The organism is Streptomyces sp. NPDC050416, assembly GCF_044458845.1.
Lineage (GTDB): Bacteria > Actinomycetota > Actinomycetes > Streptomycetales > Streptomycetaceae > Streptomyces.
Window position 1 is genome coordinate 49,764 of sequence record NZ_JBITII010000020.1, and the last position, 15,374, is coordinate 65,137.

The window sequence follows — 15,374 nt, forward strand, 5'->3', positions numbered from 1 at the left end:
CTCGAATCAATCGAATCGATCGAATCGATTCGACAAACGGGGTGACCTTAAGCACGGGTGGTCGGGAAGGGCAATACCTCGGCGGTTCAGGCGATGGAGGCCGATATGACGGCGGACACAGCGAGGTTGCAGGACGCCGTCACCCACACCGCGGGATGAGGCTCTGCCTCGACCAGCGTCGCACCCAGGCGCCCAGGCGTGATCAGGTCCACCACCAGGAACGCCACGGCCATCATCACCAGCCCCAGCAGCCCGAACGCGGCGGTCGAGACCAGCCCCTTGCCGAAGTCCTCGTACGTCGTCCAGATGGACGTGAACACGATGCCGCCGATACCGAGCAGTGCGGAGCTGAGGACCGTGGCGGCGTTGCGATTGCGCTGCTCCCAGATCTGCCGACCGAGCTTTCCAGGCGTCAGCACGTCGACCAGGACGATGCCGAGGACCAACAGGACCAGCCCCAGGCCGCCGTACGCAGTGGCCCGACCGAGTCCGTTGACGATGTCGCTCATGGGGTTGCCGACTCCGAAGGGTAGGGATCGTGGGTGATCGCGGTCAAAGAGAGGCAAAATCTAGCGCATGTGTTCTGCCTGCTGATCGGCGCCCCACACAGCGGAGCCGGTCAGGTCCGTGTGGGAGTGAAGTGCGAGCGGACTCCGCCGACAGTGATGTGACGGAGTCCGCTCGGCCGCGCTGATCGAGGGGTCAGGCCGTGTGCGTGCGCTGACACGCCGGATCTCATCGTGCGGGTGGCGACTTTCGCTCGGTGAATCCCTCCCGGACGGTGCCTCGTCGGTCGCCTTGCGGTGCCGTTGGCCCGACGGCAGGCCTGTGGTCCTGAGAATCAGTCCGGAGCGGGCCCTCCTGGCCGAGCAGGTGCGCATGCTGGGGTGGTTCGTTGCCTCGGGCAGGGTGCCCTCTGTGCTGGCCGTCGACGAGGAAGCGGGCGCAATGGTGTTGGAGGAGGTCCTGCCCGGAACGCCGGCGGAGGACATGCCTGCTGCTTCGCTCCCACAACCGTGGTCGGATCTACTCGCCGCCTTGCACGGGATCGCTCCGCCTCCGCTGCCGGCGGCGATGTGGGGCGATTTGCTTCGGGTCCGTATCTCCGCAGGCGGTGACTGGCTTCCGTTGGCTGTCACCGATGTGGTGGCGATGCCGGCGGCAGCGTTCCGCTCGTCGCTCCGCTCGATCATGCTGCGACGTAGCCGACGAAAGGAGGGACCGGAACACGACGGCACGCGATCGCCGGAGCCCGAGAAGCAGAACTCCCTTCTGGGCTTCGCCCGGTACCGGACCCCTGCCGGGCGCACCGAAGACGGACACGATTGGGACTGACGCGAGCGGAACACTGCCCAGCAGGCCTCACCCCAACAGCTTGAAGGCCCAGGCCGTCACGCCGCGCGCGGGCGAGCCGGCCGAGGACCAGCTCACCCGTGGGGGCGGCAGTCCATGAGCGTGAAGTGCTTGAGCAGCTTGAACCGTTTTTCTTCCAGGTCCAGTCGTTGGGCTAGGACTCCCGTGGCCGTCCAGGCGAACAGCCCGTAGCGGTTGAGGTGGTAGATCCGCTCGCGTACCGGGTCGGCGGCGATCTCGAAGCAGAAGCCGGTGAAGGGACTGTCGCCGTACAGGTGCATCCCGCCGAGCCGGCCGGCGATCTCGCCCTCGTCGCTGACCAGGACGAAGGCGAAACCGCCGGCCGCGGCTGCCGCCCCGGTAGATGTGCCCGTAGACCGGGACGACGAACAGGTCCTCACGTACGCCGGCCGGCCGAGCCGGGCGTAGTGCCAGTCCCACTGCCGCGCGGTGTGATCGAGCGCGGTGAGGTGCTCGGTCAGCGAGGGCCGAGGACGGTGGTCCATGCCGACCGGCTCGCCGTTGAACAGGACGTCCGGCCGCAGGTCGGCTTAGGTGTGCTTGACGGGTCCCGGCTCCATGGATGCCAGGGCCCGCAGGGCCGGCTTCGAGGTCGGGGTGAGGGGCTGGTCAGTGACCGACACGATGTTCGCGCTCAGATCGCCGTAGTTGTAGAGCCCGTACTCGCCGGTCGTGCACAGCAGGCGGCCGGCCGGGGTCGTGCTGATCCAGGTGGCGAACGGGTCGCGTGGGCCGTCGTCGTATCGGCGGCGCGGCATGCCGTGGTGCGCGGTCACCACCGTGAGGTCCGCTGTGACCAGATGGTGTGGTCTCCCGGCCCGGTGGCCGCGAGTGCCCCGTCGGGCAGGACGCACAGTCCCTTGGCTCACCACAGGCCCTTGCCCGGCCCCGTCGTAGGGCCGCCGAGAGTCGTGTCCTGGCGCAGGTACTCGCTCTGCCCTGAGACCGCGGTGGCGGGCAGGGCCCCGTCGGGCGTGTACTTCGCCATCAGCGAGTAGCCGAAGTGGGCCGTCGCCGGGGCGGCTTCGTCGTCCGCTACGCCGTAGGTGTGACGGTGGACGCTGTAGAGGGCGTAGCTCTCGCCGGAGGGCGTGGTGGCGACGTCGTCGCTCACGCCCCAGCCGTCGGTGTACTTGCGTCCCAGATCGACAGCGTGATGCTCGACGAGCGCGGACGGCAGTGGCACTGGTATGGCGTGAGTCATCACGCCATACTCACCGGCCTTGGTACGGACCCCAATTGGCGGCCCGCACCGATACCTCCGCGCCCCTGGCCCCGCTGCGCGTCGGCCGCGCACCACTCCAGCCTCGGCCGAAGGGCTCAACCGAAGGGCTCAAACGAAGGCCTCACCGGGACGTCCTGCCTGTAACTGCCGGGGGCAGGGGGTGGCGGCAAGAATTGGCTTGTCCCACGAACACGGGTCGTCCTAAGGTCAGATCACTTCGACGAGACGTTCCCCAGAAGCACGCCGCAGAGCGGGAGCGTCCCACCTCACTGAGGTGCCGGAGGGGCGGCAGCTGTCTTTGTCGACCCTTCCTTTCGGAGGTCTCCTTCATGAACGTCGGTATCGGTCTGCCCATCGGCGACCCGACCACCCTGCTCACCTGGGCCCAGCGCGCCGACGCCGGACCCTTCAGCACACTCGGCCTGCTGGACCGGCTCGTCTTCCACAACCCCGAACCGCTGGTCGCGCTGGCCGTCCTCGCGGGCGCGACCTCCCGCATCCGCGTCCAGACCGAGGTGCTGCTCGCCCCACTGCGCGATACCGCCCTCCTCGCCAAGCAGGCCGCCACCTTGGACCGGATGACCGGTGGCCGCCTGGTCCTCGGGCTGGGCATCGGCGGCCGGGACGACGACCACCAGGTCACGGGCATCGACAAGCGCACCCGAGGCCGACGCCTCGACGAGCAGATGACGGTGCTGCGCCGCCTCTGGTCCGGCGAGCCGTACGGCGACGGCGTCGGCCCGATCGGCCCTTCGCCTGCCCGGCCCGGCGGCCCCGAGGTGCTCTTCGGCGGATTCAAGCCGGTCGCGCTGGAGCGTGTTGCTCGCTGGGGGGACGGCTTCCTCGCCGCCGCTGCGCCCTCGTGGGCAGGCGGCCTGTTCGACACGGTCCGCACCTTCTGGAAGGAGTACGGCCGCGACGGCGAACCGCGCATCGTCGCACAGGTCAACGTCGCCCTCGGCCCCCAAGACGTGATCGACGACGCCCGGGCCAACATGCACGCGTACTACACCTTCACCGGCATGGCCGACCGAATGGTCGCCGGATTGCTCACCACGCCCACCGAGATCCGCGATGCGATCGCCCACTTCGCCGACCTGGGCGCCGACGAGGTGATGCTCTACTGCTACGGCCTCGACCCGGATCAGGTAGACCGCCTCGCAGACGTCCTGTGACGGCGTAAGCGCGCACATCCGAGCGGTCGTCGGGCAAGTGCCCGGCGGTCAGTGTCGCCCGCCCCCTGAGCCACTGGTTCGGGATAAGCGGGCGGCCGCTCGGTGCCACACCCTGGCCGCCCCGGAAACCCCGCAACTCTGGCTTCGTCCACGTCGAACAGCAGCGCTTGGCCGCCTGTGCTCGTGAGGGTGGCGGGTCGGCGAGGAGCCGGATGATGCCGACGTTGGCTGTGGGCGGGTACATCCACTGCCCGCGCACGGTGATCGAGCTGCGCATGATCCATGAGTAGGGGGGTGCGAGGTCGTCACCACCGAGCATGCCGACGCCGCCCATGAGCACGACGCGGCCGTACTCGCGCACGGTCCTGGCCGCCGCGAATGAAACCGAGCTGGGTGCGTTCGACTGCAGCAGGTCGGTCACCATGTCGATCGGGCCTAGCCTGCTACGCGTCGACGGCGCACCCCCCGAGATCCGCCGGGTGCTCGTGGCACGCCTCTTCGGCCACCCCGCCCCGGCGATCACGGCCGTCACCCGAGCGATCACTTCGGCCGCGTGAACCGGACTTCGGAGTTCGGCGGTCTGAGGATGTCGAGAAGGTGCCACCGGCTCCGTCCCAGGGACATCAGCGGCCACCACCGGCCGCCCATGGAAGAAGGAGAAACCAGCATGGCGATTCAGCGGATGGACAACGTCGGCATCGTCGTGGAGGACCTGGATGCCGCCATCGCGTTCTTCGTGGAACTCGGTATGGAGCTGGAGGGCAGGGCGCAGGTCGAGGGCCTCGTCGCCGACCAGTGCACCGGACTCGACGGCGTCCGCTGTGACATCGCGATGCTCCGAACCCCGGACGGGCACAGCCGGCTCGAGCTGGCGAAGTACCGCAGCCCCGCGGCGATCAGCGCCGGGCCGCGCAACCGGCCGCACAACATTCTGGGCACGCACCGCGTCATGTTCGCCGTCGACGACCTCGAAGACACCGTTGCCCGCCTGCGCCCTCACGGCGCCGAACTCGTCGGCGAGATCGCCCGGTTCGAGGACAGCTACCTGCTCTGCTACGTCCGCGGCCCGGAGGGCATCATCGTCGGACTGGCCGAGCAACTGCGCTGAGAAGGAACTTCCGCTGCTGCGCCCCGCTCCGGCCGATCTCAAAGAGGTCACCGAGACCGGCGGGCGTCCGACACTGGTCGCGCCTGTCCGTGCGGGGGCAGTGGTGCGGCAAGCCCGGATGCCCGGCTACGGCACGCTGTTGGGCGAGCGCATGGATCCGAAGTGATCGAAGGCCGGCAGGACGGCCAGGTGATCGATGCGCTCGTGGCTGCCCAAGAGATCGCCACCGCCACCATGTTCTTGACGCGACTGGACGCCACCACCCTGGCCGAGACCCGGCAGTGCGTGGCGGTCACCGTGGTCGGCATCTACGCCGGCTGCTCACCCCACCGCGCGAACGCCTGCCCACCCCTGCCAACAGGGTGGGACCGGGCCCGCGCCCGGTCGGTCCGTCACCACACTCGCCCTGCATGATCCGGGTGAAGCCGAGCGGCTCGCTGGCTTCGACACCAGCGCGGGTGCCGGTGGATCAGTACCCCTTCCTGCCCCCGGGCTCGGCAGCGAGGTGATCACCCTGGCCGGGGTGTGCTTCGAGATCCAGGCTGAGGCGCATGCGAACGTAGCGCGCGTTACCTGGACCAGGCCGGTGGTGTCCGTCCGGCCTCCAGCCATGCCGGGCGTAGAAAGCTTGGGCTCGGCCGTTGCGCTCCCATGCCTCCACTACGCCCGTGGCCAGTGACGCGTCGCGAAGGAACTGCACGAATGCCGCGTGCAGATGGCTGCCGATGCCGAGTCCCCAAAGGCCGGGGCGGACGTGAACCTGGTAGAGCTGACCCGCAGATACGGGATCGACATCAGCGTCATTGGGAGGGCCCATCGCCAAGATGCCCACCAACTCGCTCTCTCGTTCCGCGCACAACACAGTCCGGTCGTCGGATTGGATGGCACGCATCCAGCTCTCCTGCCGACCGGAGCGCGACTCGGGGGAAGCGAGGTCCGCATACGACAGTCCACCTGCCTGGTAGTACGCCGTGCGGGCCAGAGTATGCAGGTCAGTGATCCTTTCCACGTCGTCGGGGTTCGCAGCTCGCAAGAACGTCTGAGGAGTCGTCACGACCACGTGACGCACTCACCGCGATCTGTGGTTCCCCGTCAGCCGCCGGAAGTCCGATGCACGTCCAGTCGCCGACCACCTCGCTGACGGTAGCTCGCCCGGCGGCCCTCGTCCCACGGCCTGCGCGTCCTCGCTGTCCTCCCAACCGGCGCTGGACGCCCGCACTACCCGATGGCCTGTGGCTGCCGGCCGGAGGACATGTCGAGCCGGGCGAGGATCCTTGGGCCCGCGGATTACGGCGTAATCAACCGAGGGCCGAACAGTCCACCGAATCTGATCTGTTGCGGACCTCAGCTGCACTGCCAGGTGAACATCGCCCGGTCAAAGCGCCGATCGGCCAGGTCCTGCGGACGGATCAGCCAGTACAACGCACCGCAGTCACCCCACATCATGCCCGCGACCTCCTCACTGTCGAACTGCGCCAGCAGCACCCAGCTGCCTGCCTCCTCCGACAGTCGGGGATCCTCCCAGGACACCTTCCCTTCCAACACAGCCTCTGCGATCTCCATCTCCACCGGGTTCTGAACCGGGTGCGCATGGCCTCCGACCTGATGGCCCACTGTGTCGTCGAACTCCCACAGCGCGTCGAGGAACTCCTGAGTGCATACGGGATGGTCATAGCGCTGCCCGAGCGGAGCGCCAGGGGCGAAGGTATCCCGGATGCGCGGATGCCAGGGCTCAGCCGCAGTCATCTCCACCCGAGCCTCGAGCGGCACGAGTGGATACGGCTGGAGTTCCGCAGGCGTTTCCCGCTCCGGAACATCTGCGCTTTCCGGTACGTAGAGCACACGCGCGCCTGCCCAGCTGTTCCGGTCCTCTGCCAGCACAAGAGCATCGCCGTCATCGAGCTGACCGTCGAAGTGGAAGAACAAGAGAGACCCGGACTTTGGCAGGTCGATATCCAGTGTCTGGGCGGGAAGCGCCGCGCAATCAATCGACGCAATGAACGAGAGGGGCCCGTGTCCCTCCCACACGGGCCAGTCCACACCAGCCGCAAGCTTCGGCCGACCACCGAGATGGCCGGCCTCGCTGCCCGAGCCCGCAGCTACACGAAGTCGTATGGACGGTCGCAACAGCCCCAACCACTTCTCGGCTGCGTCGGGAGGCAGGTGCTCGGAAGCGAGAAGGCGCAGAGCTTCAGGAGATCCATGAATCATGTGCCTGATCATGCACGCACCCACTGACAGGCGCCTCCGTCATTGCGCGATGCTCACGTCGTGCCACGACGGCGCCGGACCTCGGCCTGCTCCTTGCCGTGCACGTCGTTGCGGCGAACGTCCAGGACCGCGACGGCAGGCGTATCGCGGACATGGCCCCCTCAGAGTGCACGAGCGCTTCCACGGCACATGCGCAGCGCGTCCACTCGCATGCGCCGCTGCGACGCCGATCAGTTGGTACGGCGATCGATCTCGCTCTGTACAGCTTGGACGGCTGCCAGGGCACCTGCGATCGCGGCGCCTTGCTGACGTGACAGATCGAGCAGATTGTCCAGGGCGACCCTCCTGCTGGCGAGTTTTCGGTGGAAGTCGTCTGCTTCACCGTGGCCGTCACCCCCGCCTTCGCCTCCTCCACCGCGATTCTCACAGCGATCATCCCCATCGCCGTACCGCTGCTGCTCTCCAGCCACCTCAGCGGCGCCGGACCGATCGCCGCGCTCGCCGTCTCCACGAGGATCGTCGACACCTTCCCTTCTCGACCAACGGAGCACTTGTCCTCAGCAACGCCCGCCGGGTGAACACCCGCCGCTTCTACCGCCGGGTCATCGGCTACACGGGCGGAATCGTCGCCCTCGGCCCCGTCATCGCCTGGGGCGCCCTGGTCCTGCCCTGGTCATAGCGCAAGGACCGACGACGGACAGGGGAGGGCGCCGAGCCGGACCATGGGCGGCGCCCTCCGTTCCGACCCCACCCGCCGAGGCATGCCCAAACACCATCCCCGCGACCGGCGACACCATCACCGAGTGCGTGACCCACCGTCACCGTCGAAGGGAAGCTCCGCGGCGAGGCATCGCTAGGCAAGATCTGGCACGCGGGACCACGACGCCGGTGAACCCCGCAACAAAGTGGTCCAACACCAAGGCGGTGCGGGATAAGACGAAAACCCAGGCCAGCTGAACGGCGCCGCATGGCCGACCCCGGAGCCAGTGGGGTCGGCAGCAGGGAGAGATCAGCCGTTGACTTCCCGGGCCACGCGCTCCAGTCGGCTCCGGTGGCCCTCCCACCATGCCTGATCCCCTGGCGGCATGTTGTCCTTGCCTTGCACATATCCGACGGATCCGTCGATGAGCTCTCGCACAATGTCGGCGTGGCCGGCGTGCCGCTGAGTATCGGAGATCGCACGTACCAGGATGTGGTGCAGCGTCACCGCTCGACGTTCCTCCGGCCACCACGGGACGTGACCGATCGCGTCAAGCGCCAGCGTCGCGATCGTGCTGTCGGAGTGCTTCCATGCCTGCCGATACAGCCCAACGACCTGTTCCCGTGACTCCTCAGCAGTGGCCCACATGTCCGAGTTGGCTTCTGGCTCCTCGGTATACCACCAGGGCGGCGGCTCCTCGCCGAAGAACGGCCGTCCGAAGGTGTCGCCGAAGTACCCCAGTTCCACACCGGTGACGTGTTTGACCAGCCCCAACAGGTTCGTTCCCGTGGGGGTCAGCGGACGACGGATGTCGTACTCCGAGAGCCCATCGAGCTTCCACACCAGGGCATCACGCGCCTCTTGCAGGTACCGGAGAAGTTCCGCTTTCGGGTTCGGTTCGATCATGCCCGGCAGTCTTCCACCCGGCACTGACAGCCCGGAGTCATCCCAAAGACCGGCGCTCCCCGAGCACCTCTGGACGACCGACCGCTGCGGCGGCTACAGCTTCTCGGTGACGACCTGGTCGTAGTCGACGCCGTCGACCGGCCGCACATGCTCCGGCTCGCGCACCCACCCCCGGTACTCCGCCGCCTCCACACCCCCGTCCAACTGGTGGAGAGGGCAGTATTCCGAGGATGCGCTATTCGGGACTGAGATCCCTGATGTGCCTGACGGGGTGTCGGCGACAGACGTGGCCCACAGTCCGTCGCGTCCGCCCATCACCTACGGCGCCGCCCACACCACCGGAGACTGTCGCAGCGACACCCCTGACGGCTACCGAGCCCCGTCGATCACTCCACGCGCGGTCGGTACAGCCGCTTCGGGCTCGTCCGGCACGGGCCCCGCCTCTGCCGCAGTCCGGGCGGTCGCAGTCCCGGAAGGCTCGCTCCCCCTCGCGCCCGGATTCGCCGTGGCCTTCGCCGTGACCTCCTGTCCCCGCTCGATCATGCCCAGCGCCACCCCGACGATGATGATCACGCCGCCCGTCACCTGGGCGAGCCGGATCGACTCCCCGTTGATCACGACGGCGCCGATGACGCCGAAGACCGGTACCAGGTTGAGGATGTTGACCGCGACGCTCGACGCCATCCTGCGCAGGCCGTAGTTGTAGAGCAGGAAGCCGCCGACCGAGCAGGCCACGGCCAGGTAGACCAGCAGTGATGAGGCGGTCGCGCCCGGCATCCGCCAGTCGTCGCCCTCCAGCAGGGACGCGAGCAGGAAACCGGCCGCGCCCGCCAGGGTCTGGTAGTAGGTGACGCTCGCGGCGTCCTGGCCGGCGCTCGCGCGCTTGCCGAGCACGTTGTAGCCGGCCCAGGCCAGCCCGCCGAGCAGCAGCAGGATGTCCCCCAGCCAGCGCGAACTGCCGCCGACCTCGGCGCCGTTGCGTACGACGAGGAAGGCGCCGACGGTGGCCAGCAGCACGCCCGCCACACGCGGCAGCGGCATCCGGGTGCGGAAGACCACCAGTTCCACCAGCATCGTCATCAGCGGGTACGTGGCCACGATCAGCGACGCGTCGGATGCCGTGGACAGGTCGACGCCGACGTTCTCAAGGATGAAGTACACGGTGATGCCGAGGAACCCGCTCACGTAGAGCTGACGCCGCTGCCGGGGGTCCGGACGGGCCGGGCGGTGCCTGCTCAGCCGTACCATGACGCCCAGGAGTAACGCCGCGAGGGTGAACCTGATGGCGCCGATACTGAGCGGGCCGACCTCCTCCAGCACCTGCTTGGTCACCGCGTACGAACTGCTCCAGAACAGCGCGGCCGCCATGACCGCACACACCGCCCACACCGTGGGTCCTCGTTTACGCATAGCAAGTCGCCCCTCTCTACTGCCCACTGCCGCCCACTGCGCTGTGACCGAATAAACATCGGCCGACTAGGCTGGAGGCTAACAAGATCATCGAAGGTGATGCGGAGAGTCCGAATTACCTTCGGAATCCGGCGGAGTGAGGCAAGCGTGGACGAACTAGATTCGGCGTTGGTGCGGATGCTCCAGGAGGACGGTCGGCGCACCAACCGGGACATGGCCCAGGAACTCGGTATCGCCCCGTCCACGTGCCTGGAGCGAATCCGGTCGCTGCGCAGGAGCGGCATCCTGACGGGATTTCATGCGGAGGCAGATCTCGCGGCGATCGGCCGTGGGTTGCAGGCGGTGATCGCCGTACGGGTCCGCCCGCCGACACGTGCTGTGATCGAGGCCTTCCAGACCTTCTTGGAGGCAATGCCCGAGGTCATCTCGATCTTCGTCCTCACCGGGAACGACGACTTCCTCGTGCATGTCGCCGTCCGGGACACCGACCATCTGCACGCAGTGGTCCTGGAGAAGCTGGCGAAGCGCCCGGAACTCGCCGACGTACGGACGTCGGTGGTTTATGGGCACATGCGCAAGAAGGTCATCGGTCCGGCGTGACACCGGCGCGGACGCCGCTCGCGGCGGGCCACCGGGCCCGCGGTGCGGTCTCCTTGGCAGCCGCAGCCAGCAGGTCGTTCGCCTCAAGGCGGCCCACGAGGCGCACGTCAGCAGGTCGGGCCTGGTCGTCGTCGACGTCGCGGTCGCCGACGACGCTACCGCGTTCGCCTTCCAGAGTCTGCTCGCCGACCGGACGGCAACGGCGACAGAGGAGAACACGACCCGGGACGCGGGCGAGCCTGGCGTACGCCTGCACTGCTACGTCGACCTGCGCCGGCCCATAGGCCCGGACGTGGTGTCGGCGCAGCCGCATCACACGGGGTGGCGCCGGGCCGTGACGCGTCGGACCGTCAAAAAGATGGCGTCTCCTCGCCGTCACGCGGGGTGCCGCCTGCGGCACCCCCCCCAGCACTCCGGCGCTTCCGGTCGGCAACACCGCTCAGGGCATGGTGCTGCTGTCAGCCGCCCACACCGCTCACGCCTCACGCTCCCTACCGGCTCGGGGAGTTCGAGACAGGTAGCGGCCGACGTTCTCCTTGGCGCAGCGCGAGCCGGCGATGGTGGCGCTGTTCTCGTCCCAGCCGTTAGGGCGCGTAGTGTGCTCACCCCACACGGAGCAGGCGGCTTCGCGCTGCTGGTCCGCGACGCGTGAACCGTGCTGAACGGTGCCGCCTCGGTGGCCCAGGCCCCTTCGGTCGTGGCCGCGCTGGAGACCGGCCGCACCTCCTGGACCGCAGTGCTGGATGCGATCCGCCTGGCGCCCGGCACCGATCTCGCCGCCGTCACCACCGCCCAGCTGCGTGAGGTCGTCCAGCGGCTCGTTGCCGCCGGACAGTGGCACGAGGGAGACCCGGAGATTCTGGTGGTACTCGACTCCGGATACGACGCCCCGCGCATCGCGCACCTGCTGGCCGGACTACCCGTCGAGATCCTCGGCCGTCTGCGCTCGGACCGGGTGATGCGTCGGCCGACACCGCCGCGCGTCTACGACCCCAAGGGCGGCCGCCCGCCCAAGCACGGCGGCAAGTTCGTCTTCGGCGACCCCGGCACCTGAGGGGAAGAGCAGGCTACGACCGTAACCGACACCCGCTTTTATGGAAAGGCCACCGCACAGGCATGGGACCGGCTGCACCCGCGTCTGACCCGGCGGGCAGCGTGGACGTCGAGAAGCTGCCCAGCGGCGGGGTCAACACGCCGGTCCGGCTATGGTGGTCGGGCACCGGCGCCACCACGACGGAGGTCGACCGCTGCTGGCAGTCCTTCCTCCGGCGCTTCGACGTCGAGCACACATTTCGCCTGTTCAAGCAGACCCTGGGCTGGACCAAGCCGCGGCGACGGAGCCCGCAGGCGGCGGACCGCTGGACCTGGCTGGTGATCGCCGCCCACACCCAGCTCCGGCTCGCGCGTCCCCTGGCGACCGACCTCCGGCGGCCGTGGGAGAAACCTGCCCCACCGAACAAGCCCACCCCGGCCCGGGTTCGGCGCGGGTTCAGGAACCTACGCACGAAGGCTGGCTCCCCGGCCAGTGCACCCAAACCGGCCGGACCCGGCCCCGGCCGACCACCGGGCTCGAAGAACCGCCGCCGGGCCATCCGCCATGACGTTGGCAGAGTGCTTGCCACCGGCGAGGCCTACGCCCGCCCCGCCCACCACAAGGTGGGCACCAAACCCCGACGCGCGGTATGAACCGACAGTCCACAACACCTACGACCACCGATGCGCCTCGCGCCGGGCAAAATGAGCGGCATGGTCAACGAGGGGAACATCGGCTTCACACTTCCGCGGGGGGCGACAGGTTTCTTCCGGCCGAAGGACGGCCCACTCCCAAAGACTGACCTGCGGGCGTTCCGCGCCGCTCTGTATGCCGCTGCCCGCATCGTCGGAGGCGAAGTGGGCGAGGTGGAGGAACAGGCATACCCCCGGACCTTCCACACCGCAACGATCGTCACACGCGCAGGCGAGAGCATCGTCCTGTGTCACGCTCATCACCCCTGGATCGCCTTCGCCCAGACGCGTCGGGACTGGTACGGAGAGGAGTTCCTCGCCCCGCCGCCGTGGGCTCACACTTTCGCCAACGCGGGCTTCGTGGTCCTTGGTTGTGAACAACTCGCCACACCACTCTCCAACGTGGACACCTCAGTGCTCACGCAGGGCGAGTGGCGTGAGGTGCGCATCTACGGCATCACCACGTTGGGCGGAGTGCTCTTCAACGCGTGGGACTGACATCCACACGGGAGGTCGCGATCGACGCCGGACCATAAACGACAAGGTAAGCTTGTCGTTTATGGTCCGGTGTCGAACGCGGCTCGAACTTGCTCGGCGTTTCGCAGTCCAGCGGACGTGAAGGCGGCCTCCGTCTGATCCTGTGCTCCGTCACAGAGTGGATCAGCGCGAAGGCCGTGGTCGTGAGTTTGGTGCATCAGGGCGTCCTGCGGGATGCGTTCGCGGAAGTGTCACACTTCCGGTCGGAGCTGTACGCGTGTCTGACCGCGCGGGGCGACGCGTTGTTCGAGTTGTGCGACGCGCTGTTGTGCACGGACGGGCCAGTGCGGACGCTGGTTGATCTCGCGCTCGCTCCTGAACACCGTCGTGGTCACGGGGCTCTGTACGGCGGGCTGAACCAGGGGCGGATCGATGTCGCGAGGTTGCGTCGTGCCCTCGTCGGGGTGCCGTTGCCGAGGGCGGCGGATGGTCGGCTGGTGCTGGCTGTGGATGTCTCGCCGTGGCTGCGGCCGGACGCCAACACGTGTGCTGACCGGGCCTTTTGCCACACGTTCGGCCGGGGCGAGGGCAAACATCAGATGGTCCCGGGCTGGCCGTACTCGGTGGTGGCCGCGCTAGAGACCGGCCGTACGTCCTGGACGGCGGTGCTGGACGCGATCCGCCTGGAGCCCGGCGCCGATGTCGCTGCGGTGACCACGGTGCAGGTCCGCGAGGTCATTGAGCGGCTGGTCGTCGCCGGCCAGTGGCGACCGGGTGACCCGGAGGTCCTGGTCGTGCTGGACGCGGGATACGACGCTCCGCGCATCGCCCACCTGCTGGCGGGGCTGCCCGTCGAAATCGTCGGGCGGCTCCGTTCGGACCGCGTGATGCGGCGTCCGGCACCCTCCCGCAAAGAGTTCGGCCTGGCCAACCCCAAGGGCGGCAGACCGCCCAAGCACGGCGGCGAGTTCGTCTTCGGCGACCCCACAACCTGGGGCGCTGAGCAGGCCGTGACGACTACGGACACCCGGCTCTATGGGAAGGCGACTGCGCAGGCGTGGGACCGGCTGCACCCGCGGCTGACCCGCCGGGCTGCATGGCTCGACCACGCCGGGCCACTACCCCTCATCGAGGGCACAGTCATCCGCTTGGTCGTGGAGAAGCTGCCGTCCGGTGGAGTCAACAAGCCGGTCTGGCTGTGGTGGTCAGGCACCGGCGCCACCGAAGCGGACGTCGAACGCTGCTGGCAGTCCTTCCTCCGCCGCTTCGACATCGAGCACACATTTCGCCTGTTCAAGCAGACCCTTGGCTGGACCAAGCCCCGGCTCCGCGACTCGGAGGCGGCCGACCGGTGGACATGGTTGGTGATCGCCGCCTATGCCCAGCTCCGGCTCGCCCGCCCACTGGCCACCGACCTGCGGCGGCCTTGGGAGAAGCCGGCCGAACCGAACAGACTGACACCCGCCCGCGTCCGCAGAGGCTTCAGAAACCTGCACGCGAAGACCGGGTCACCAGCCGGTGCACCGAAACCGTCCCGGCCTGGACCAGGCCGCCCTCCGGGTTCGAAGAACCGCCGCCAAGCCACCCGCCATGACGTGGGCAGAGTCCTTGCCACCGGCGAGGCATACAGCCGACCCGCCCACCACAAGATCGGCACCAAACCCCGCAGGACAGGCTGACAAACGACTTCGAGCATCAGCACACTGAGCGGATGCGCTACGAGGAGAGAGCGAAGCTCATCACAGCAAGGGCCCTGGTCCCGGTGGCCATCCTTGTCACCTCGCCAGTGCTGCTGGTAGCCGGAGCGCCGATCCGTCGCCGATACCTCCGCTACGTCTACCGGGATGAAGCCCCACTGGTCCTGGACAAAAAGCAGGGCCGAATCAGCGTCCACTGGTTCGTGGTCACCAGCCCTCTTCTGGAATGGCTCTGCTGGCCCACAGAGTCACTCGCTCGACTCATCTCACGCCGACGTTAAACGACAAGGTAAGAGCCTGTTTCTGAACCCCATAGGGGTGCCGGTAAGAACCGTGTCACCAGCCGCAAACGGCAGTCCGTGAACAACAGCACCGCAGCTCAGGGGCCGTTCGCGGCGACGGCCGCGTCGGTGGTCGTCCTCCCGGCACTGCTGCGGAGGTTCGCGCCGACACATCTCGGTTAGGCTTCCAGGCTCAGAAATGATCAGGTGTTCGAGGTTCTGACCAGGCCGTCGGACATGACATCGGGGGATGGGCTAGCACAAGCGACCCCCGCCTGTACATCGCCGCAGAAGCTCTCACCGCATCCCCGGGGACCCCCCCGCACACACCTCGCAGCCGCCCTGGCCAAGCAGCACGGCAGTTCCACCCGCACATGGGAGCGCCTGCTCAGCTTGTTCTTTATCTACCAAGATCTTCCGGGCTTGCCGATGGCCTTGAGGGTCTCGGGGCGTTTGACGGTCTTGCCGACGTCGTAGCGGGGTGC

18 protein-coding genes and 1 pseudogene are annotated in these 15,374 nt (G+C 68.1%); 11 read left to right on the plus strand and 8 right to left on the minus strand.

Annotated features, from left to right (window positions below; all coding sequences use genetic code 11):
• Nucleotides 1-86: 86 nt before the first annotated feature.
• Nucleotides 87-509: a DUF350 domain-containing protein gene (locus tag ACIBL4_RS38955; RefSeq protein WP_279543532.1), complete on the minus strand. Its 423-nt coding sequence runs from the start codon at nt 507-509 to the stop codon at nt 87-89.
• A gap of 319 nt (nt 510-828) precedes the next feature.
• Here ACIBL4_RS38955 and ACIBL4_RS38960 point away from each other — a divergent pair, with 319 nt between their 5' ends.
• The gene (locus ACIBL4_RS38960) at nt 829-1,335 is read left to right on the plus strand and encodes a hypothetical protein (protein ID WP_399416563.1); all 507 of its coding nucleotides are present in this window, start codon (nt 829-831) and stop codon (nt 1,333-1,335) included.
• A 92-nt stretch (nt 1,336-1,427) separates the two neighbouring features.
• Here the strand turns inward: ACIBL4_RS38960 and ACIBL4_RS38965 are convergent, their stop codons facing one another.
• The 3 genes from ACIBL4_RS38965 to ACIBL4_RS38975 form a co-directional block, all read right to left on the minus strand.
• The gene (locus ACIBL4_RS38965) at nt 1,428-1,859 is read right to left on the minus strand and encodes a hypothetical protein (protein WP_399416564.1); all 432 of its coding nucleotides are present in this window, start codon (nt 1,857-1,859) and stop codon (nt 1,428-1,430) included.
• A gap of 45 nt (nt 1,860-1,904) precedes the next feature.
• Entirely contained in the window at nt 1,905-2,150 is a 246-nt protein-coding gene (locus ACIBL4_RS38970; RefSeq protein WP_399416565.1) for a hypothetical protein, read from the minus strand.
• Between the two features lie 89 nt (nt 2,151-2,239).
• Complete coding sequence (locus tag ACIBL4_RS38975) at nt 2,240-2,578, minus strand: hypothetical protein (protein WP_399416566.1); 339 nt, start codon at nt 2,576-2,578, stop codon at nt 2,240-2,242.
• 350 nt (nt 2,579-2,928) lie between these two features.
• Here ACIBL4_RS38975 and ACIBL4_RS38980 point away from each other — a divergent pair, with 350 nt between their 5' ends.
• The 4 genes from ACIBL4_RS38980 (at nt 2,929) to ACIBL4_RS38995 (ending at nt 5,296) form a co-directional block, all read left to right on the plus strand.
• Nucleotides 2,929-3,774 (plus strand): LLM class flavin-dependent oxidoreductase, encoded by an 846-nt coding sequence (locus ACIBL4_RS38980; protein WP_399416567.1) that lies wholly within the window; start codon nt 2,929-2,931, stop codon nt 3,772-3,774.
• Between the two features lie 332 nt (nt 3,775-4,106).
• On the plus strand, nt 4,107-4,331 hold the full coding sequence (locus tag ACIBL4_RS38985; RefSeq protein WP_399416568.1) for a hypothetical protein: 225 nt from the start codon (nt 4,107-4,109) through the stop codon (nt 4,329-4,331).
• Nucleotides 4,332-4,441: 110 nt separating this feature from the next.
• Nucleotides 4,442-4,882, plus strand: coding sequence for a VOC family protein (locus ACIBL4_RS38990; protein WP_399416569.1), 441 nt, complete (start codon nt 4,442-4,444; stop codon nt 4,880-4,882).
• Nucleotides 4,883-5,044: 162 nt separating this feature from the next.
• Complete coding sequence (locus ACIBL4_RS38995) at nt 5,045-5,296, plus strand: hypothetical protein (RefSeq protein WP_399416570.1); 252 nt, start codon at nt 5,045-5,047, stop codon at nt 5,294-5,296.
• A 55-nt stretch (nt 5,297-5,351) separates the two neighbouring features.
• Here the strand turns inward: ACIBL4_RS38995 and ACIBL4_RS39000 are convergent, their stop codons facing one another.
• Together ACIBL4_RS39000 and ACIBL4_RS39005 are read right to left on the minus strand one after the other, a co-directional pair.
• Complete coding sequence (locus ACIBL4_RS39000; RefSeq protein WP_399416571.1) at nt 5,352-5,951, minus strand: GNAT family N-acetyltransferase; 600 nt, start codon at nt 5,949-5,951, stop codon at nt 5,352-5,354.
• 275 nt (nt 5,952-6,226) lie between these two features.
• The gene (locus tag ACIBL4_RS39005; RefSeq protein WP_399416572.1) at nt 6,227-7,105 is read right to left on the minus strand and encodes a YwqG family protein; all 879 of its coding nucleotides are present in this window, start codon (nt 7,103-7,105) and stop codon (nt 6,227-6,229) included.
• 350 nt (nt 7,106-7,455) lie between these two features.
• Here ACIBL4_RS39005 and ACIBL4_RS39010 point away from each other — a divergent pair, with 350 nt between their 5' ends.
• Nucleotides 7,456-7,671 (plus strand): hypothetical protein, encoded by a 216-nt coding sequence (locus ACIBL4_RS39010; protein ID WP_399416573.1) that lies wholly within the window; start codon nt 7,456-7,458, stop codon nt 7,669-7,671.
• Between the two features lie 431 nt (nt 7,672-8,102).
• Here the strand turns inward: ACIBL4_RS39010 and ACIBL4_RS39015 are convergent, their stop codons facing one another.
• The gene (locus ACIBL4_RS39015; RefSeq protein WP_399416574.1) at nt 8,103-8,699 is read right to left on the minus strand and encodes a DinB family protein; all 597 of its coding nucleotides are present in this window, start codon (nt 8,697-8,699) and stop codon (nt 8,103-8,105) included.
• Nucleotides 8,700-9,068: 369 nt separating this feature from the next.
• Nucleotides 9,069-10,109, minus strand: a complete 1,041-nt coding sequence (locus tag ACIBL4_RS39020) for a DMT family transporter (protein WP_399416575.1) — start codon at nt 10,107-10,109, stop codon at nt 9,069-9,071.
• A 147-nt stretch (nt 10,110-10,256) separates the two neighbouring features.
• Between ACIBL4_RS39020 and ACIBL4_RS39025 the strand changes: the two genes are divergently transcribed.
• The 5 genes and pseudogenes from ACIBL4_RS39025 to ACIBL4_RS39045 all read left to right on the plus strand — a co-directional run bounded on the left by ACIBL4_RS39025 (nt 10,257) and on the right by ACIBL4_RS39045 (nt 14,590).
• Entirely contained in the window at nt 10,257-10,709 is a 453-nt protein-coding gene (locus tag ACIBL4_RS39025; protein ID WP_399416576.1) for an Lrp/AsnC family transcriptional regulator, read from the plus strand.
• The gene (locus ACIBL4_RS39030) at nt 10,672-11,361 is read left to right on the plus strand and encodes a DUF6207 family protein (RefSeq protein WP_399416577.1); all 690 of its coding nucleotides are present in this window, start codon (nt 10,672-10,674) and stop codon (nt 11,359-11,361) included. Before ACIBL4_RS39025 ends, ACIBL4_RS39030 begins: the two co-directional genes overlap by 38 nt.
• Before the next feature lie 39 nt (nt 11,362-11,400).
• Nucleotides 11,401-12,395, plus strand: a pseudogene (locus ACIBL4_RS39035) (transposase); the annotation flags it as partial.
• Nucleotides 12,396-12,455: 60 nt separating this feature from the next.
• Nucleotides 12,456-12,932, plus strand: a complete 477-nt coding sequence (locus ACIBL4_RS39040; protein WP_399416578.1) for a hypothetical protein — start codon at nt 12,456-12,458, stop codon at nt 12,930-12,932.
• 182 nt (nt 12,933-13,114) lie between these two features.
• Nucleotides 13,115-14,590, plus strand: a complete 1,476-nt coding sequence (locus ACIBL4_RS39045; protein ID WP_399416579.1) for an NF041680 family putative transposase — start codon at nt 13,115-13,117, stop codon at nt 14,588-14,590.
• The last annotated feature ends 784 nt before the right edge of the window (nt 14,591-15,374 follow it).

What these genes read in the sequence shown, in the direction of transcription:
- ACIBL4_RS38965 (WP_399416564.1), bottom strand. Translation starts at nt 1,859, where the DNA reads ATGGACCACCGTCCTCGGCCCTCGCTGACCGAGCACCTCACCGCGCTC.
- ACIBL4_RS39015 (WP_399416574.1), bottom strand. Translation starts at nt 8,699, where the DNA reads ATGATCGAACCGAACCCGAAAGCGGAACTTCTCCGGTACCTGCAAGAG.
- ACIBL4_RS39040 (WP_399416578.1), top strand. Translation starts at nt 12,456, where the DNA reads ATGGTCAACGAGGGGAACATCGGCTTCACACTTCCGCGGGGGGCGACA.
- ACIBL4_RS39005 (WP_399416572.1), bottom strand. Translation starts at nt 7,105, where the DNA reads ATGATCAGGCACATGATTCATGGATCTCCTGAAGCTCTGCGCCTTCTC.
- ACIBL4_RS39020 (WP_399416575.1), bottom strand. Translation starts at nt 10,109, where the DNA reads ATGCGTAAACGAGGACCCACGGTGTGGGCGGTGTGTGCGGTCATGGCG.
- ACIBL4_RS38985 (WP_399416568.1), top strand. Translation starts at nt 4,107, where the DNA reads ATGAGCACGACGCGGCCGTACTCGCGCACGGTCCTGGCCGCCGCGAAT.
- ACIBL4_RS38980 (WP_399416567.1), top strand. Translation starts at nt 2,929, where the DNA reads ATGAACGTCGGTATCGGTCTGCCCATCGGCGACCCGACCACCCTGCTC.
- ACIBL4_RS39030 (WP_399416577.1), top strand. Translation starts at nt 10,672, where the DNA reads ATGGGCACATGCGCAAGAAGGTCATCGGTCCGGCGTGACACCGGCGCG.
- ACIBL4_RS38990 (WP_399416569.1), top strand. Translation starts at nt 4,442, where the DNA reads ATGGCGATTCAGCGGATGGACAACGTCGGCATCGTCGTGGAGGACCTG.
- ACIBL4_RS38955 (WP_279543532.1), bottom strand. Translation starts at nt 509, where the DNA reads ATGAGCGACATCGTCAACGGACTCGGTCGGGCCACTGCGTACGGCGGC.
- ACIBL4_RS38975 (WP_399416566.1), bottom strand. Translation starts at nt 2,578, where the DNA reads ATGACTCACGCCATACCAGTGCCACTGCCGTCCGCGCTCGTCGAGCAT.